Source organism: Chryseobacterium sp. TQ-BC-N36 (assembly GCF_058382295.1).
The window spans coordinates 1,249,134-1,266,639 of record NZ_CM178175.1; the positions used below are offsets into that span (position 1 = coordinate 1,249,134).

The window sequence follows — 17,506 nt, forward strand, 5'->3', positions numbered from 1 at the left end:
AAACGTTCTACTTTATAATGTTTACTTTAGATCCGTTGTCCAGGTTGATCTGTCCACTGGTTACCACCTGCTCTCCACCATTCAATCCACTTAAAACCTGAACTTTATCTCCGTAAACTTTTCCGATGGTTACTTTGATCAATTTTGCAACACCATTCTGAACAACGAATAATTGTCCTGAGCTTACTCCATTTACAAACGCTTCGGCAGGAACGGTCAGCATATTCTGAGTTTCTGCACCGTTGTTGGTACTGAATTTAGCCGTTGCATACATACCGGCTTTAAGGTTCCCTTTGTTCTGAACTTCGATTTCAACAGGGAAATTCAAAGAAGCATCACTCTTAGGAGCAATAAATGTAATTCTTCCTACGAAGGAATCTTCAGGTAAAACGTTTACTTTAATAGGAACTTCCTGACCTAACTGAATTTTTCCGATCTGGCTTTCATCTACTAAAACAGAAAGTTTTAAGCTGTTGATATTAACAATTTCAAACATTGCTGTCCCTGGTGAAACAACGGTTCCCGGCTCAACCATTTTCTTGTTAATCGTACCGCTGATTCCTGCACGGATGCTTGTATCATTTACTTTTACACCCTGAGCTTTTACTGCAGCCTGAGCATTCTTAAGCTGTAATCTTGAGTTATCAAGCTGTTGTTTTGTAACTCCGCCTGTTTTGTATGCGTTTTCATAGCGCTGGTTATCAATAATAGCATTCTGCAAGTTATTCTGAGCCTGGGTAACATCTACTTCGATAGCATCTCTTTTTATGGTTGCCAATACCTGTCCTGCTCCTACTCTGGAACCTTCTTTTACCAAAACGCTGACAATACGTCCTGAGATTTCAGAAGACTGGTTCATCTCCTGCTTAGGAATGAAAGTTCCGTTTGCTGAATAATCTGTATCAATATTTTCTCTTGTAACTGTGACAATATTAACATTGATTTTATCTACCTGCTTGGCAACCTCTTTTACTTCCTGAGTCTGTTTTTCTTTGTTACCAGCGATCTTGTAAGCGGCTAACCCTACCAGTACAGCTGCTACGATGATATATATTAAAGTTTTTTTCATTGTTTATTATGGGTTTTGTAATGTGTTTAACTCTCCTTTTGCTTTGATGACCTTAATTTCAGCCTGCTTATAATCCAGCAATGCATTTGCATAATTCTGTTTGGCCTGTGTAAGAGCGTTTTCAGTATCCAATACTTCAGTAAGTGTTGCTAAACCATACTGATAGTTAGACTGGGTATTTTTCTGCACTTTTTCTGCCAGGTCCACATTATCTTTCATGCTCTGAATATTGATGATTGCATTTTCCATATTGGAAATTGCATTTTTATAATCTAAGCTTAGGTTCAGTTTTTTATTTTGGATATCCTGATCTAAATCCTGAATGTCAATTTCAGCCTGTTGAATCTGGGCTTTAGTAGATCCTCCCATAAAAATCGGAATTTTAATTGCCAGCCCAACAGAAGCATAATCTCCCCAATTGGTGCCCTGGCTTGATCCTGAAGTATAAGGAAATTTATTTCCTAAACCCTGCCAGCCATAGTTGGCAGAAAGGCCTACAGTAGGGTAAAGATTGGCAATTGTTGCCTTTTTATTATATTCCAGAAGTTCTTTTTGTTTATTTAAAACTTTTAATTCAGATCGGGTCTCCAGATTCACATTGGTATCCAGCAATTGAGGATTCGGTACAATTGTTTTCTCTTCAAGCTCAATAGCCGTATCAATGGGAACTCCCATATAAAACTTCAATGAATTCTTTGAAACCTCAACAGCATTGATCAGTTGTTGCTTATTAGAACCTATATTGGTAAGCTGAACGTTGGTACGGTCCAAATCGATTGGCTTTGCCAAGCCATTATCCACCAAACTTTTGATTACATTCCTTACCCTTTCTGTATTGGCATAGCTTTCTTCTACCGTTTTAAGATTCTCCTCCTGAACAAATACCTGATAGTAAGCTGTAGCAACATTTTCAATGATCTGTTCATTTGTCAATTCGGAATTTAAAAGATAAAATTCTCTTGTTGATTTTGCCGCCTTAAGACCGATGAAAACTCTCTGATCAAATATATTCTGATTAAGTGTTACTACATTTACAGATTGCCATTTTGTTCCGAAAGCAACCGGAATAAGCTCTCCTGGTCTTCCCAAAACCTCTCCGGGAAGAACAGATTTCTGTAAAATAGGATTGTAAGTATTGCTTATTGTTGCACTGATCTGGGGCAAAGCACCAGCCCTGGCTTCATCAATCTTGTATTCGGCTTTTTTAACCTGTAAAGCAGCTTTCTTAGCTTCTGCCTTATTCTGGAGTGCCTGTTTGATTGCTTCCTGCAGGGAAACCTGCTGCTGGGCGGACACCAATGAAAAGCCGAAAATCATAAATGCTGAAGCTATCCCAATTTTTAGCTTTGTAGCAGTTATACGTTTTCTATTCATAATTTTATACTTCGTTTATTTTTTATTTAATCATTCATTATTTATTTCTATTTGACGAATCACTATCAGAAATACTTTAGTTTTTTTTAGTTTTTAAACAACATATTGATAATAATCTCTTTTCGTTCAGAAATAATCCTATCATATTCCTCATCATTAATTAACAGATTCTCCATCAATAATGGGCGTATAGCACTTGGAAATACCAACAGTGAGACCATATTCAGAATGAACTGAACCGGTTCCATTTTTTCTATATTTCCCAACTCCATTTCTTTTTCGATATCACGATACATTTCATTCAGGATATCTTCCTCAATTTCCCTGTGATGGCCAGTCCCTTTATTAATCTGTGATACAATATAGGTTTCCAGATACGGATACTGAAGACTTGTAGAAAGACTGCTTTCTATGAATTTACTGATCTTTTCTTTAAAAGGCAGATCAGAATCCTGAATAATCTTCGACTTTTCCTGTTCTACTCTTTGTGCTTCATCAAAGATGATCTGAATAAGCTTATCCCTCGAACGGAAATAATAATTAATAAGGGTCCTGTTCACTCCTGCTTCATCTGCGATCTCCTGCGTAGTAGCATCAAATTTTCCTTTCACAAAGAACAAATTCTTCGCTGTCTCCTTGATCAATTCCTGTGTTTGGTCTTTTTTTGCTTGATTTGACATTTTTGTTAAACAAATTTGTGCAAATTTATATTAAAAATTATTTTTGACAAAATTGTTAAACAAAAAAATTAAACAAAAAAGTTATGACATCCGTCATATTCCTGCATCAAAGTTTACGATTACTTATTATTTAACAAGAAGTCTATTTTTATATCTTTGCCGCAAAAATTAATAACCGATGAAGAAAATTCTTTCGCTGTTCTCCATTTTGAGCATAGCACTTCTATTTTCACAGAAGAAGATTTCTAAAAACAATTTCTATCACTTTTATGAAAACAGAGGGCAAATTATAGATCAGAATGGCAAAGAAAATAATGATGTGAAATATCTTTTTCACTCTAATGGCCTGAATGTACAGCTGCGTTCTAATGGTTTTTCTTATGATATTTATGAAACTAAGAAAACCTTAAATCCTGATTTTTCAAAAAAAACAAAAAATACAGTTCCAACGCCAACGCCATCTGATATAGATCAGTACATTTATGAAAAATTAATTCACAGAATAGACATTGAGCTTATCAATTCAAATAAAAAAGTTACTATTTTACCTGAAGGGAAATCACCTGATTACGAAAATTATTATAATCTACCGGAAAACTCAAAAGGTATTACGAATGTTCACCGATATCAAAAAATCAGCTATAAGAATATATATCCTCATATTGATTTGGTATTCTTCAAACCCAATGATACATTAAAACCCATTGAGTATAACTTCATCATCAATCCTGGTGGAAAAATTTCAGATATTAAAATGAAATTTAGCGGTGCCCCTACTTTGATAAAAGATGGAAAACTAGCTATGAATGTTCGTTTTGGGGAAATGCATGAAAATATTCCTAACAGCTGGATTTTGGGAAATACAAAAACAAGCATTGATGTTTCTTTTAAAGATCTTGGTGATCAGACTTTCGGGTTTAACACCCCATTAAATACTTCTGATAAAATAATGATTATAGATCCTGTACCCACAAGAATATGGGGAAGCTATGCGGGAGGATTTGGTGATGATTATGGCAGGATAAAAACAGATATTGAGAGTACCGGTTATTTATTTGGAACCACAAATAGTACGACAAACTTTGCTACTAGCGGAACTTATCAGCAAAATGTTGCCGGCGGACTTGATGCATTTCTGATGAAACTCACAAAAAATGGGCAAAAACTTTGGGGAACCTATTATGGCTTTGGAATGACAGATGTTTTTGGCGATGTAGATTTTGATGAAAGCTTTAACATTTATGCTGGAGGAAGAGTTCAGAGAGGGCCATATAATGAAAATATTATTTTAGTAAAATTTAATAGTAATGGTGGCCTTGCTTTTCAAAAAGAGTTCGTTTCTACCAGACAAAGTGAGCTTTATTCAGTTTCGTATAATCAAAACCACGTCTATATTGGAGGGCATTCCTTTAGCGCTGATTTCCCTACTGTTAACGCTATGCAACCTGCAAAGTCTACTCCTATCGGATACACAGATGGAATTTTAGCATCTTTAAATTCAACAAGCGGTAGTGTTGACTGGGCAACTTATTTGGGGAGCAGCGATGGTTCCACTTCAGTTTTTCAGATTTTCTCTTCGAATAACAATCTTGAAATCATTGGTGCTACGCAATCTTCAACAATTCCTATGGTTAATGCTTTTCAACCTGTAAAAGGCGGTGAATCAGACGGACTCTATATACAGCTTTCAAAATCAGGCAATACCATCCTGCGTTCAAGCTATTATGGCAATGCAGGATCAGAACTTATATGGAAAGCAAGGATTGTAAATAATACTTTAATTTTGCCGGGGAAATATTCTACGTCCGCTTTTCCTTTGGGACAACCAGGCATCTGGAGGGTAAACCTGGCCAACAATACTATTACAAAAAATTATTTCAATTTCACAGGTGAACCCCAGCTATTAGCATATCCCGACGTTTCCGGAAACGTTTTCTTTACCGGACTGCATTCAAGCGGACAATCAGACATATCAACTCCAGGAGCCTATATGGGAATACCTGCAATGTATATTTCTTCATTCCTAATTAAATATAACCAGAATGATGTAAAAGAATGGGGAACTTATTATACAGGAAATGGAGCCACACAACAAAGTGAAGTTACAAAAGATAATGACGGCGCTATTTACCTTGCCGGAATGTCAGGCGGAAATACCTCCGGCATTGCTACACCAGGAACTTTTCAACAATCACCAGGAGGCGGAAACGACATTTTTATCGCTAAGTTTCAGGACTGCACTTCAACTGCTGTTGTGACGTCTAATTCTCCCGTATGCCCTAACGGTATGCTTCAGCTGAGCGCGACAGGAGGAACAATATATAACTGGACAGGGCCTAATGGTTTTACTTCCAATCAGCAAAACCCAACAATACCCAATGCAACAGCAGCCAATGCCGGTGCATATACATGCCAGGTCTCAGGATCCGGCGCCTGTGATGGTACTTTCACAGTAAACGTTGTTGTGGGTGACAATATCGCTCCTATTCCCAATATTACTACTCTGGCTGATATTACAGGGGACTGTCATACGACAATTACGGGGTTTCCTACTGCAACAGATAACTGTGCAGGAACTGTTACAGCAACAACAACAGATCCTTTATCCTATTCCATCCCAGGAAACTATATCATCCATTGGACCTATAACGATGGAAACGGAAATACTGTGACTCAAAATCAGAATATAATTGTAGTCTCTCCTGCTGTTCCAACAACCACAAACACCCAACAAACCTTCTGTGCCACCAATAATCCAAAGATCTCTGACATTCAGATCACAGGTCAGAATATCAAATGGTATGATGCCACAGGCAATATTTTATCAGCTGCAACTGCTCTTATCAATGGGCAGACGTATTATGCATCTCAGACCATTAACGGGTGTGAAAGTAATAAAACTGCTATCCAGGCAACAGTAAATACAACTCCTAAACCGACAGCAAATGCGAATCAGGATTTCTGTGCTTCGGCCAACCCTACCCTGGAAAAAATTGTCGTAACAGGAACTTCACTTAAATTTTATGATGCTGCAGGAAATGTGATCCCAATGACAACACTTCTTGTCAATGGACAAACGTATTTTGTAACGCAGACATTAAACAATTGTGAATCTGAAAAACTGGCGATTACAGTAACTCTATCCACAGATAATGTGCCTGCAAAAGATATTACACAGGTACAGTGTAATACTACAACTTCAAATTTTATGATCATTAATCTTCACTCTTATGAAGGAAGTATTATTAATAGCCCGGGTTCTTATATTTTCACTTACACAGATGCTGCAGGAAATGCTATATCCAATCCCTCAGCCTATATTTTAAACGTAGGAACAACACTCATTCTTGTAAAAGTAACCACTCCTGACGGATGTTTTAAGGTGATAAGATTAAACCTTACCCTTAATCCAAAACCTTTTGTTCAGCTTCCTGATAAGCTTGATTTCTGCGAAGGAAAATCTGTAATTCTGGATGCAGGACCTGGATTTAAATCTTATGAGTGGAATACAGGAGCAACAACCCCAACAATCACCGTAACCACTCCGGGAACTTATACTGTGAAAGTGACTAATATCTTTGGATGTGAAAACACAAGCTCTGCTCAGGTGAGTTACTCCGTTTTAGCCCATATTGTTTCTGTGAATATTACGAACAATACAGCTACAGTTATGCTTTCACAGAGCGGAAACTATGAGTTTTCTTTAGATAATTTTACATGGCAGGATTCTAATATCTTCACTCATTTGAACATGGGAGAATATACGGTGTATGTAAGAACAAAATCCGGATGTATTATTGGACAGAAAAACTTCTCAATTTTCAATATTCCTAATGCAATAAGTCCTAACGGTGATGGAATGAATGACACCTGGAGAATCGCAGGATTAGAAAACTATCCGGGAACGGAAATCAGTTTATATGACCGAAGGGGTGCAGTAATCTATAAGGAAACAATTAAACACAGACCTTTCCAATGGGACGGAAAATATGATTCCCAGCCTATTTCTACCGGAAATTACTGGTATACCATAAAAGTTTCTGATGGAAGAATCTACAACGGATGGCTTCTGATCAAGAACCGATAAAAAAACGAGCAGAAATTTCTGCTCGTTTTTTTATAATAATTTGATTTTATCTTCCAGTATATCGATGATCTTATCTTTATAAAGCCCTCCGATCGCTTTTTTGAAGTTTTTCTTACTCATCTGAAGTTCGTCCTTGATCTCTTCAGGAGAAGATTTATCAGACACATACAGGAGTCCGTAGTTTTCTTCCAGTCTGTCCAGAATTTTCTGTTTGAATTCGTCAATATTCTCAAAACCTTCCGGCTGTAAAGAAACGTCTATTTTTCCGTCCTCACGTATTGTTTTGATGTATCCTTTTTCTTCTGACAGGGGATACAGCTTTTTGAAAACGTCTGAAGCATAGATCAAGCCGATATATTTTTTGTTGATGATCACATTCCAGCCCAACTCACTTTCATTCATCATAATCAGATCTACTTTGTCACCTTTTTTGAAAGGAAGTTCATCATACTGAGGGTTTCTTTTGAATTTTGTGGTTCCGGTGATCAGTTCCATATCTTCATCTACATAAATATAGACCAGATATCTTTTTCCTTCGATGATTTTGGTTTTCTGCTGCTTGTAAGGAATGAATAAGTCTTTAATGATTCCCCAGTCCATAAAAGCTCCGCTTGGAAGGCTCTGTACGCAGCTCATTACTGCAAATTCTCCCACTTCAGCCAAAGGAATTTCAGTAGTTGCTTTTAATTTATCGTCATCCTGGTATACAAAAACCTCAATCTCTTCGCCTGTTTCTTTTTCTTCCTGAATGAAGATTTTAGGCAAAAAAGCTTTCTCACCTGATTCGTCCACGAGGATCCATCCTGAATTAATTTTTTCTGAAATTGTTAAAGTCTGAGTTTTTCCGAGTTGCATTGATGATAAAATTAGCTCACAAAGGTACGGAAATTTGAAGATGCCAACCTAGTCAATCCCATTATAATCTTTTGATACCCTGCCTTGGCCTTTAATAAAGCTTGTAAAACCTGTATATTTGAATAAAAAAACGAAACATGAAAAAATATTTCATCCTGCCTCTGCTTCTTTCCGCTATCTTTTCAAAAGCTCAGCTATTAGAGAAAACAGCATTGAATATTTCATACCGATACACCGGAAGAAATGTGCTGCAGGCAGGATTAGAATACAGATTGGGTGAAACCTATGACGGGTCCATTATTGTTGGGCCATCTATTCTTTACACCAGAGTTAATCAATCCGATAAAATTATTCCGGAGGTCAATATTAACTTTTTACGCTTCGGACTGATGTTTGGAGCATCAGCTAATCCGTATTCACTGGAACCGAGAATAGGTTTTTCGTTATTTAATGCGATTTTTCTCAATACCGGATATGCTTTTCCTATTCATAAAGAAAAATATTTTAAAGGAATAACTTTTGGAGTGCAGTTTAATATTGCTCCAAAAACTTCTAAATTTTATGATAAAATGAAAGTCATGTAGTCAAAGATTCTATTTGGATGAAGCCTGAATGAATCTGGTTGTTGAAAAAACGGACTTAGCCCGTTTCTATTGAATATTTATAAATTCGAAATATAATCCATCAGTTCCCGCTTACTGCTTTCAAAATCAAAAGCATCATACACCAGAAAATATCGGTTTTTATCTGCACAATTACGGTACATAGATTTAGCCAAAGCCAATTTTTTATTATCAAAACTGATAGCTTTTACGAGATCTCTTATTTGTGCAGAAGTAAACATTGATGTACGCATCTGCTGATTGATCATCTTAATTTTTCCATCATCAAAACTCTCATTGCTCATCATCCTATCAAAAAACTGGCGGAAAGAATGGGTATCCATTACATTTCCCTGATAAGACCAGCCTCCCGGCTGATTTCCGTAAGGGTTATTCCAGATATCATTCCAGTCATTAAAGCCATATTGATTTTGAACAGGATAAGAATCCAGAAGGTATAAACCTTCATTGGTGAAAAAATCCAGGACCATTCTGCTGTTATTTCGAAGCATCAGTGTTGTTCTGTAAATCAGAAAACCATTTTCATATATTGAGATAGGCATTCTCCCTGCCGGCAAATCAAAGAACCTGTATTTCCCGGAACCATTGGCCATCATCTGATCTCCCACTTCAACAGTAAAAAAGCCTTGCTCAGGAATTCTGAGAAAAACCTCTGCATAGCCATAATTTCTGTTCCACTGATAATTTGGATTTTTTATTCTATTTTCATTTCCACTTCTCTGAGGCATCGTATTGTTTCCGGCTCTCACTCCATCGAAAGTTTTATTTCTTTCGTTTGAACTTTTGGGAGATTTCATTTCCGTTGTAGAGGCCTCATTTTTTAATAATTCTCCTGCCTTTCCTGCTTCCTGCGCAAATGAACTAATCCCTGCTACAAACATCCAGCCGATAAAAATCTTTTTCATACTTGAAATTTTTAAAACCATCTCCATTTTTATGCCAAAAAGCAGTAAAAAAAGCTGCTTCAATAAGAAACAGCTTTAATTTTTTAATATTTAATGATTAAATCCTTTAATCAGATATTACATATGAATAGGTCTTTTCGCTGTAGCATCCAATGCAGCTTCTTTGATTGCTTCTGCATATGTTGGGTGAGCATGGGAACTTCTTGCGATATCTTCAGCACTTGCACGGAATTCCATAGCAATTACTCCCTCTGCAATAAGGTCTGCAGCTCTTGCTCCTACGATATGCATCCCTAAAACCTCATCAGTTTTTTCGTCTGCAATAATCTTAACAAGACCATCAACATCGCCACTTGCACGGCTTCTGCCTAAAGCTCTCATTGGGAAAGATCCTACTTTGTAAGCTACACCTTCTTCTTTCAGCTGCTCTTCAGTTTTACCTACTCCTGCAACTTCCGGCCATGTATAAACAACACCAGGGATCAGGTTATAGTTAATGTGCGGCTTTTGTCCTGCCAATGTTTCAGCAACAAAAACTCCTTCTTCTTCAGCTTTATGAGCAAGCATAGCCCCTTTGATAACATCACCAATCGCATAGATATTAGCAACATTAGTCTGTAAGTGGTCGTTTACTTTTACTCTTCCTCTTTCATCAAGCTCCACTCCTGCTTTTTCAAGTCCAAGACCATCTGTATAAGGCTTTCTACCTACAGAAACCAAACAGTAATCTCCTTCTACTACTACCTCTTCTCCTTTTTTATCTTTAGCAGTGATCTTTACAGTATCTCCGTTTCTTTCAACGGCAGAAACAGCCGTAGAAAGCATAAACTTCATTCCTTGTTTTTTAAGAACTTTAGTCAATTCTTTGCTTAAAGCTCCATCCATTCCAGGGATGATTTTATCCATAAATTCAACAACAGTAACCTGTGCTCCTAATCTCAGGTATACAGAACCCAGTTCAAGACCGATAACTCCACCTCCGATTACCACTAAGTGCTTAGGAATTTCTTTAAGGTTTAAAGCTTCCGTAGAGGTGATCACTCTTTCTTTGTCTAAAGTAATGAAAGGCAGTGTAGATGGTTTAGAACCTGTTGCAATGATGGTATATTTAGAATCTATGGTTTCAGAAGAACCGTCTTTTTTTGTGATTTTAATCTGAGTGGCAGATTCGAAGCTTCCTACTCCTTCAAAAACAGTAATCTGATTTTTGTTCATCAGATAGCTGATTCCGTCTGTATTTTGCTTGATTACTTCGTTTTTACGCTCAATCATTCTGGCAATGTCTGCTTGCGGCTCATTGATGATGATTCCGTGACCTGCAAAATTATGTTTTGCATTTTCGAAATGCTCAGAGCTGTCAAGAAGCGCTTTTGACGGAATACATCCAACGTTAAGACAAGTTCCGCCTAAAGTTGAATATTTTTCAATAATTGCTGTTTTGAAACCTAACTGTGCTGCACGGATCGCAGCAACATAACCACCGGGACCGGAACCTATTACGGTAACATCGAATTGACTCATGTTATTGTATGAATTTGTTTATTATTATCTATCTTAATTCTCACAAATTTACATATAAATTACCAAGCACCAAAGTGAGTTTTATCAATTTTAAAAATGATAATTATATGCTTTGGTTTCGTGAAAAGTATTATTTTATGAATTTTATATTTTCCTCATTCCCCTCTTTCAGATACATTGCGGTAAAGACAAGAGGTTGTTTGGCTGATGCATTATCAAAATGAAGAATTCTCACATTCTTAGGTTCATAGAAAGCATCCCCTTTATGAAGCACTCTTTTTTCTTGCCCTTCTATCTGAAAAACAGCTTCGCCGGAATTTATTATTCCTAAAACGGGACAGGGATGCAGATGCTCGGGAGCTCCCTGTCCTGCAGCCATTGTTATTTCCTGAATCTCCGTGGATTTTACATTCTGATCAATAATAGTTTTCAGTAATTGTTTTCTGGAGATTGATTTCTGCTGAGCCATTATTATAATAGAACTCAGCATTAAAACAGTCATTATAAACGGCTTCATTGATAGGGTAATTAATTTATTATTAAACATTAACAATATTACACATTCAGCTTTCCTTGTCCAATTGTTCCTGTACTTTCAAAAAACGATCCTCCATATACGTACCATTCCAGGCTTTCAAGATATTCTACTGCATTTTCCGGGGTGATCTGTGACCGGTCTTTTTTAGAAACAATTCCTTTATACCATCTTCCTGATTTGGAATAATGTTCATATTCCACAAAATAATGAACCCAAATTCTCTGACACAGCTTGCACTGCTGAATCGTTACTTCTCCATATCTTCCGTTGGTATGATCGATACCCAATTCTGAACTTCTGAACTCAGTATAATTAAAATCAGGTTTTTCACACGCACATCCTATCTTAGGAATTGTTTTCATTTTATCATTCTTTTAAAAATATAAAAATAATAAAAACACTTTAATCCGCAATTACCGTCAATTGTATATACCGAAGTCATCTTGGCTTTTGCAAAAATTATATTTTTTATTTCAAATAAAAAAAGGAATTAGGAAATTAGAGTCGCTAAACAAAAAAATATCCCATCCCTTGTACCAAGTACTAAGCAAAGATACATTAGAATCCGAAACTGTTCCTTATATCCCCTTGGGAAAAAGAGGTTTTAAATCAAAAGTTCCTATTTGTGAGATTATTAACTGTATATTGTATAAACTTAAAACCGGTACTCAGTGGTATCTTCTACCTGTATTACAATTGTTCAGCCAGGAAACGGCTTTGAGAGGCGGTGAAGCGGTAGGTTATCAGGGCAGAAAAAAACGCTTTTTGGATAATCCAGACTTCTGATTGTTCAATATTGAAATAATCGCTTGAGAAATTTCAAAAATCTTACCTTGATAGTTATTACTTAAAAGTATGATACTAAAACTATTCTTCATATTTGTAATCATTAGTGCTTCATAACTTCCCCCCCTTCCATCGTGTGAGTGTTCAAGCAATATTTTATTTTTAAATTTTGCTTCACCTAAAGCAGATTGTGTGTCTTCTTTATTGAAATGTTGACCTAATTCAAATAATGAATTTTTACTAATAATTTTGTTTGAATGAAGATTGTCTAAAAACTTTAATAAATCAGTTGTTGTTAAGAAAGTACCACCAACCAAAAAATCAGATTTATCCTCAATCAATTTATTATTGAAACCTTTAGCAATATTGTGATTTTCTTGAATAGGAGTTATTTCTGCCGAATTCATCTTCAAAGGTTTAAAAATATTTTGCTGGACATAGTCTTTGTAGCTCATTCCTCCAATCTTTTCAATAATAGATAGTCTGAGAAAAAAATTATTGTTATTATAATCATATTGAGTTCCCGGATCGAAATTTAGTGTGTCAATAGCTTTTAAATCCTCAAAAATATCCTCATTACTTTTAATTTTTTTCCAGTTTACATCAGGTAAACCACTGGTGTACTGTAATAAATCTTTTATAGAAACTTTATTTGACCATTCTGGCAGTTCCGGAAAAATTTTTGAAATTTTATCATTTAATGTCAGCTCTCCTTTTTCTATTAATTGCATCAGGGCAACTGCACTAAATTCTTTTGTAATCGACCCGATGTTGAATTTGTAATCACTGGTTAATTTTGTTGTTTTATTAGCATCAGCAAATCCAAATGAACAATTATAAATAATTTTATTATTTTTTGAAACAAGAACATTTCCATTGAACATTCCGTTATTGTGAAACCGATTCATTAAGCTGTCAATTCTTGCAGAATAATAATCTTTTGTTTGGGCTGAAAAGTTGCAGGACATAAAAAGAAATGCTGTTGCAATGAAAGTTAGTTTGAAAATATGTGTCATTAAAAAATTATTGTCGTTAAATGTTTTGTGGTTGTAAGTATTGCCAACCTGATTGTATCCGCTATTGAATTGTGTTTATCCATAAAAATTCGCAGAATATCCTTTAAAAATATAAGCAATCCTTTTTTGATATTATTAAATTTAAACATATTAATACTTTTTTGTTATAAATTAATAAATGAAGTCATCTTGACTTTTGCAAAAATTATATTTTTTATTTCAAATAAAAAAAGGATTAGGAAATTAGAGTCGCTAAACCAAAAAAATATCCCATCCCTTGCACCAAGTACTGAGCAAAGATACATTAGAATCCGAAATTGTTCCTTATATCCCTTTGGGAAAAAAGGTTTTAAATCAAAAGTTCCTATTTGTGAAATTATTAACTATATATTGTATAAACTTAAAACCGGTACTCAGTGGTACCCTCTACCTGAAAACGGATTGCCTTTAGCTATGTCTATGTCGGTTTGCGGGAATCATAACGACCTGTTTAATATTGAAGAATATTTTGAGAAACTCACGAATTTTTTACGTGGGTCAGGTATTTCACTAGATAGTCTTTTGGATTTTGATTCGGGATTTGATGCTGAGAATTTGCGCTCAAAAGATTCACAATTGGGAATAATTGTTAATATTGCCCACAATAAAAGAAATTCTGGTATAGATAATGACCATTATTTTGATGAAGAACTTTATAAGAAGTGCTATACCATAGAAATAACAAATGCTTGGCTGGATAGCTTCAGGTCTATACTTAATAGATTTGATACAATACTAACAAGCTTGATCGGATTCAATTATTTAGCTTTTATTGTTATTGCTTGTAAAAAATTCATAAAAAGAAAATCAAGATGAGTTCACCAAGTAAAAAATACTACACACAGAGTTTTTATTCTAACCTTTATGTCTGATTATTTAATATTTTATCTTTTAATTACAATCCCATTATATTTTTTGTTTTTTCAGCCGGACATAAATTTTAATATTGAAAAAGATCATCATCAGGGTCATAAACAAAGACGGAAGGATTTGACTATAAGGTTTACAGTCCGGTAAAAGAGTTCCCACAAATGCAGATAAAAGAGCACCCAGCGCACTTATCATTTTACTGGAATGCTCATACCTCCAGAGATTACCATACCTGGATTCAGGAATCAAATACCGAAAGATATCATATAAAATCACCAGCAGCAAATAGCCTACCCCTGAATAAATGACGATCGGATTCCAATAGAATCCAATGGACCTGAGATAATATATAAATACAAAAGTAATGATTAAAGCTCCCAGCATCACTAACATATCTTTGATATAGAAGCGGTTTGACTTTTCCTTTAATATTCTGAAACCTGAATAGGTATTGTAACCCGCCAAAACTGTAATCAGGAGAAGAAATAAGTTTCTTTTAAAGATAATGACACCGAAAGCTCCGGTAATTACAACAATCACCATGCAACAGATAAAAATATATCCGGATTGTATATGCAGCTTTGTTCCTTTTTCTTTTAACAGGATCAAAAATCCCAGAATCAATGCTATCGTTCCACTGATAACATGCAAAACAATATTGCTTAAATGAAGAGGTGTATCCATACTTTTTTGATGGCAAAAATCCCCTAAAGAAATGGTTCCGTCGTCCTAAATGATCGGTTAGGACTATTTTTTTGCGGATTCGGACTTCTTAAATTCCGATGGAGTCATTCCTGTTTCTTCTTTAAAGATTTTATTGAAAGTGGACTTGGAATTAAAACCTGATTCAAAAGCAATTCCCAGGATTGAGTATTTTTCAAATTCAGGATCTCTTAATTTTTTCCGGACTTCTTCAATCCTGTAAGCATTGACAAATCTGTAGAAATTGGTATTAAGTCCCTGGTTGATTGTCTGTGAAAGCTGATGGGTAGAAACCTCCATTAATAAAGATAATTTCTGAAGGCTTAACTCTTCATCTAGATAAGGCCTTTCTTTCTGCATGAATTCTAAAAGCTTTTGAGCACTTTCATCAGAATGCTTCTGAGTCTGAATATTTACTTTCTCTTCTTTGTCAGTAACAATGTTGATATCAAGTGTTCCCTGCTGATTAAAAACAATACTTTGCCTTAAGCTAAAGAATACAATACACAATAAATATCCGCTCTGTACAGCGGCAACAGTTTGGAAGATCCTTCCTCTGGGAATCAGGTCTGTTTTTGTTCCCAGAGCAATCATGAAGAAAACCCCAATAAAAAGTATAATTAAAGACACCATTATATACTTCAGCCAGTTAAGATTGATTCTTTCCAGAGCTGAGTAATATTCAGGAAGCATTTTCTGATATTTCCTTAAAGCCAGAAAACACAGCACAATATATACTACAGGAACTGCGGCCATCGGAAATGTTAAGAAATCCAGTATTTCGTTCGAATGGCTGTCCATAAAATAAGGAATGCTGTTCTTAAATCCTATCCGGCTGTAAAATGTCGAAATGCCTATAAAAATACAACTGTAAACAATAAAGAATACCGAATGTCTGATTAAATAGTTTGGATGAAATGGGATATTAAAAGTGATCGAAATAACATACAAATAAAGCATTCCTGTACTAAGCACCGGAAGTGCAAAGCCGAAAGACTGAAATTGTTCAGGAAGAAAGGTCGGGAATAAATAGTACACCAGATTGACCGTACAAACCAAGAGCCATATGATAAGGTAGTAATCAGAAGAACTATTTTTCTTTTTGGAAAGCAGCAATGCCATACACATCAATGCAACAATGATTCCCGAAAAAGAAAAATTTTCCAATATCATAAAGGGCAAAAATATTAAGTTATTGTTTTGATATATCGGACAACCCGCACAGTCTCATTGTAATTCCAGATAACCATTTTTTCATATTTAGCTTCAATATATCTGTTCTGCTTTAGCTGATCAAATATATTTATCTTATTTTATAAGGTCCAGTAGTACCTTTTCATATTTATCAAGAATAATATTCTTTGAAAATCTCGATTTAATTGAGTTTTTTATCGCATCTCTATTATAATTATTCTGAAGAATCTTCACAATCTGCTGAGCAAAACCATCATAGTTTTCAATGTGGGCAACCTCACCATTTATATGATGCTGAATGATTTCATTGATTCCTCCGGGACAGTTGTTGGCAAGGGAATAAGTTCCGCAGGCTCCTGCCTCCAGAAGAACATTGGGAAAACCTTCGTATCTCGAAGAAAGAACAAATAAATCAGCATATTTAAGATATTGGTAAGGATTATCCTGTCTGCCATGGAAGATCACTTTCTTCAGTCCTAAAAGTTCCTTTGTCTGAAGCAGAAGGTCTTTATCTTTTCCATCTCCCAGGATATGAAGCATAATATTTTCATTTTTCAGTCTTGAAAAGACCTTCAGTAAGTTATCAAATCCTTTTCTGGAAGATAAATTACCAATCGCAACTACATTTTTATAGTTGTATTTGAAACATTCAGGCTTTAAGGACAAGGCCATTTTCTCCTCTATAAAATCAAAGTCTACAGGGTTGTTAATCTTGACAATTTTTTTCTTTTTAATGTTAAAATTATCAACAAGATCCTTCATCATATCATCACTTTGTGCAATGATTTTCTGATAATTATTGTAAAAATTGTAGAAAAATTTGATTTCTTTACGGGTGACGTGCTGGGTAACAACATTGGTTTCCCTTGCGATGAATTTCGTTCTTGGAAAAAGCTTTATGAATAATGATAAGTAGGCATTTACCTCACCAAAACCAGAGAAGACAATATCCGGTTTTCTCCTGTATATTTCACCTAAAATAGGCCTTAATGAATGTCTTATTCTTTCCGTATTGATATCGATAATTTCTACATCTTTTTTCAGGAAATTCAAATATCCGCCCTGTTTGCGTAAGAGCAAAATCTTGGGTTCAAACCGATCTCTGGAAAGATGATTTGCTATGGTGGTAACAATCCTTTCTGCGCCCCCGGTTTCTAAATCCGGCAGAATAAATATGACAGATATTTTTTTCATCCTATCAAAGTTACTAAAAAGTTTAGTTATCTTTCAAATATTGGAAGCCTGAA

The 17,506-nt window shown here is 35.4% G+C and carries 15 protein-coding genes and 1 pseudogene; 4 read left to right on the forward strand and 12 right to left on the reverse strand.

Going from position 1 to position 17,506, the window contains the following annotated elements; all coding sequences use genetic code 11:
• Nucleotides 1-7 precede the first annotated feature (7 nt).
• The 3 genes from AC3FI7_RS05535 to AC3FI7_RS05545 form a co-directional block, all read right to left on the reverse strand.
• The gene (locus AC3FI7_RS05535) at nucleotides 8-1,069 is read right to left on the reverse strand and encodes an efflux RND transporter periplasmic adaptor subunit (RefSeq protein ID WP_291896839.1); all 1,062 of its coding nucleotides are present in this window, start codon (nucleotides 1,067-1,069) and stop codon (nucleotides 8-10) included.
• Nucleotides 1,070-1,075: 6 nt separating this feature from the next.
• Nucleotides 1,076-2,443, reverse strand: coding sequence for a TolC family protein (locus tag AC3FI7_RS05540; RefSeq protein ID WP_343658614.1), 1,368 nt, complete (start codon nucleotides 2,441-2,443; stop codon nucleotides 1,076-1,078).
• A gap of 86 nt (nucleotides 2,444-2,529) precedes the next feature.
• A complete protein-coding gene (locus AC3FI7_RS05545) occupies nucleotides 2,530-3,123 on the reverse strand; it encodes a TetR/AcrR family transcriptional regulator (RefSeq protein ID WP_491461603.1) in 594 nt (197 codons plus the stop codon).
• A gap of 178 nt (nucleotides 3,124-3,301) precedes the next feature.
• Here AC3FI7_RS05545 and AC3FI7_RS05550 point away from each other — a divergent pair, with 178 nt between their 5' ends.
• Complete coding sequence (locus AC3FI7_RS05550; protein WP_491461604.1) at nucleotides 3,302-7,210, forward strand: DUF7948 domain-containing protein; 3,909 nt, start codon at nucleotides 3,302-3,304, stop codon at nucleotides 7,208-7,210.
• Nucleotides 7,211-7,240: 30 nt separating this feature from the next.
• Here AC3FI7_RS05550 and AC3FI7_RS05555 read toward each other — a convergent pair whose 3' ends face one another.
• Complete coding sequence (locus AC3FI7_RS05555) at nucleotides 7,241-8,065, reverse strand: CvfB family protein (RefSeq protein ID WP_343658616.1); 825 nt, start codon at nucleotides 8,063-8,065, stop codon at nucleotides 7,241-7,243.
• A gap of 137 nt (nucleotides 8,066-8,202) precedes the next feature.
• Between AC3FI7_RS05555 and AC3FI7_RS05560 the strand changes: the two genes are divergently transcribed.
• Nucleotides 8,203-8,649, forward strand: a complete 447-nt coding sequence (locus AC3FI7_RS05560; RefSeq protein WP_142722835.1) for a hypothetical protein — start codon at nucleotides 8,203-8,205, stop codon at nucleotides 8,647-8,649.
• A 77-nt stretch (nucleotides 8,650-8,726) separates the two neighbouring features.
• Here AC3FI7_RS05560 and AC3FI7_RS05565 read toward each other — a convergent pair whose 3' ends face one another.
• The 4 genes from AC3FI7_RS05565 to AC3FI7_RS05580 all read right to left on the reverse strand — a co-directional run bounded on the left by AC3FI7_RS05565 (nucleotide 8,727) and on the right by AC3FI7_RS05580 (nucleotide 12,014).
• Nucleotides 8,727-9,593, reverse strand: coding sequence for a proline and serine-rich protein 1 family protein (locus AC3FI7_RS05565; RefSeq protein ID WP_491461605.1), 867 nt, complete (start codon nucleotides 9,591-9,593; stop codon nucleotides 8,727-8,729).
• Nucleotides 9,594-9,710: 117 nt separating this feature from the next.
• Nucleotides 9,711-11,114: a dihydrolipoyl dehydrogenase gene (lpdA, locus tag AC3FI7_RS05570; RefSeq protein ID WP_142722833.1), complete on the reverse strand. Its 1,404-nt coding sequence runs from the start codon at nucleotides 11,112-11,114 to the stop codon at nucleotides 9,711-9,713.
• A 130-nt stretch (nucleotides 11,115-11,244) separates the two neighbouring features.
• On the reverse strand, nucleotides 11,245-11,631 hold the full coding sequence (locus tag AC3FI7_RS05575; protein ID WP_491461606.1) for a cupin domain-containing protein: 387 nt from the start codon (nucleotides 11,629-11,631) through the stop codon (nucleotides 11,245-11,247).
• A gap of 38 nt (nucleotides 11,632-11,669) precedes the next feature.
• The gene (locus AC3FI7_RS05580) at nucleotides 11,670-12,014 is read right to left on the reverse strand and encodes a hypothetical protein (RefSeq protein WP_142722831.1); all 345 of its coding nucleotides are present in this window, start codon (nucleotides 12,012-12,014) and stop codon (nucleotides 11,670-11,672) included.
• A 169-nt stretch (nucleotides 12,015-12,183) separates the two neighbouring features.
• Between AC3FI7_RS05580 and AC3FI7_RS05585 the strand changes: the two are divergent.
• Nucleotides 12,184-12,360 (forward strand): annotated as a pseudogene (locus AC3FI7_RS05585) (IS5 family transposase); the annotation flags it as partial.
• Nucleotides 12,361-12,395: 35 nt separating this feature from the next.
• On the opposite strand, the gene AC3FI7_RS05590 reads toward AC3FI7_RS05585, so the two are convergent.
• Nucleotides 12,396-13,454 (reverse strand): serine hydrolase domain-containing protein, encoded by a 1,059-nt coding sequence (locus AC3FI7_RS05590; protein ID WP_491461607.1) that lies wholly within the window; start codon nucleotides 13,452-13,454, stop codon nucleotides 12,396-12,398.
• A 189-nt stretch (nucleotides 13,455-13,643) separates the two neighbouring features.
• Here AC3FI7_RS05590 and AC3FI7_RS05595 point away from each other — a divergent pair, with 189 nt between their 5' ends.
• Nucleotides 13,644-14,309, forward strand: a complete 666-nt coding sequence (locus AC3FI7_RS05595; protein WP_491461608.1) for a transposase family protein — start codon at nucleotides 13,644-13,646, stop codon at nucleotides 14,307-14,309.
• Between the two features lie 90 nt (nucleotides 14,310-14,399).
• Here the strand turns inward: AC3FI7_RS05595 and AC3FI7_RS05600 are convergent, their stop codons facing one another.
• The 3 genes from AC3FI7_RS05600 to AC3FI7_RS05610 all read right to left on the reverse strand — a co-directional run bounded on the left by AC3FI7_RS05600 (nucleotide 14,400) and on the right by AC3FI7_RS05610 (nucleotide 17,453).
• Complete coding sequence (locus AC3FI7_RS05600; protein ID WP_491461609.1) at nucleotides 14,400-15,047, reverse strand: DUF2306 domain-containing protein; 648 nt, start codon at nucleotides 15,045-15,047, stop codon at nucleotides 14,400-14,402.
• A gap of 63 nt (nucleotides 15,048-15,110) precedes the next feature.
• Nucleotides 15,111-16,238 (reverse strand): helix-turn-helix domain-containing protein, encoded by a 1,128-nt coding sequence (locus AC3FI7_RS05605; protein WP_343658620.1) that lies wholly within the window; start codon nucleotides 16,236-16,238, stop codon nucleotides 15,111-15,113.
• A 135-nt stretch (nucleotides 16,239-16,373) separates the two neighbouring features.
• A complete protein-coding gene (locus AC3FI7_RS05610; protein ID WP_142722826.1) occupies nucleotides 16,374-17,453 on the reverse strand; it encodes a glycosyltransferase in 1,080 nt (359 codons plus the stop codon).
• Between the last annotated feature and the right edge of the window lie 53 nt (nucleotides 17,454-17,506).

Bases quoted from the DNA above. Each gene is read 5' to 3' on its own strand.
- AC3FI7_RS05535 (WP_291896839.1), bottom strand. From the start codon at position 1,069: ATGAAAAAAACTTTAATATATATCATCGTAGCAGCTGTACTGGTAGGG.
- AC3FI7_RS05540 (WP_343658614.1), bottom strand. From the start codon at position 2,443: ATGAATAGAAAACGTATAACTGCTACAAAGCTAAAAATTGGGATAGCT.
- AC3FI7_RS05545 (WP_491461603.1), bottom strand. From the start codon at position 3,123: ATGTCAAATCAAGCAAAAAAAGACCAAACACAGGAATTGATCAAGGAG.
- AC3FI7_RS05550 (WP_491461604.1), top strand. From the start codon at position 3,302: ATGAAGAAAATTCTTTCGCTGTTCTCCATTTTGAGCATAGCACTTCTA.
- AC3FI7_RS05555 (WP_343658616.1), bottom strand. From the start codon at position 8,065: ATGCAACTCGGAAAAACTCAGACTTTAACAATTTCAGAAAAAATTAAT.
- AC3FI7_RS05560 (WP_142722835.1), top strand. From the start codon at position 8,203: ATGAAAAAATATTTCATCCTGCCTCTGCTTCTTTCCGCTATCTTTTCA.
- AC3FI7_RS05565 (WP_491461605.1), bottom strand. From the start codon at position 9,593: ATGAAAAAGATTTTTATCGGCTGGATGTTTGTAGCAGGGATTAGTTCA.
- lpdA (WP_142722833.1), bottom strand. From the start codon at position 11,114: ATGAGTCAATTCGATGTTACCGTAATAGGTTCCGGTCCCGGTGGTTAT.
- AC3FI7_RS05575 (WP_491461606.1), bottom strand. From the start codon at position 11,631: ATGAAGCCGTTTATAATGACTGTTTTAATGCTGAGTTCTATTATAATA.
- AC3FI7_RS05580 (WP_142722831.1), bottom strand. From the start codon at position 12,014: ATGAAAACAATTCCTAAGATAGGATGTGCGTGTGAAAAACCTGATTTT.
- AC3FI7_RS05590 (WP_491461607.1), bottom strand. From the start codon at position 13,454: ATGACACATATTTTCAAACTAACTTTCATTGCAACAGCATTTCTTTTT.
- AC3FI7_RS05600 (WP_491461609.1), bottom strand. From the start codon at position 15,047: ATGGATACACCTCTTCATTTAAGCAATATTGTTTTGCATGTTATCAGT.
- AC3FI7_RS05605 (WP_343658620.1), bottom strand. From the start codon at position 16,238: ATGATATTGGAAAATTTTTCTTTTTCGGGAATCATTGTTGCATTGATG.
- AC3FI7_RS05610 (WP_142722826.1), bottom strand. From the start codon at position 17,453: ATGAAAAAAATATCTGTCATATTTATTCTGCCGGATTTAGAAACCGGG.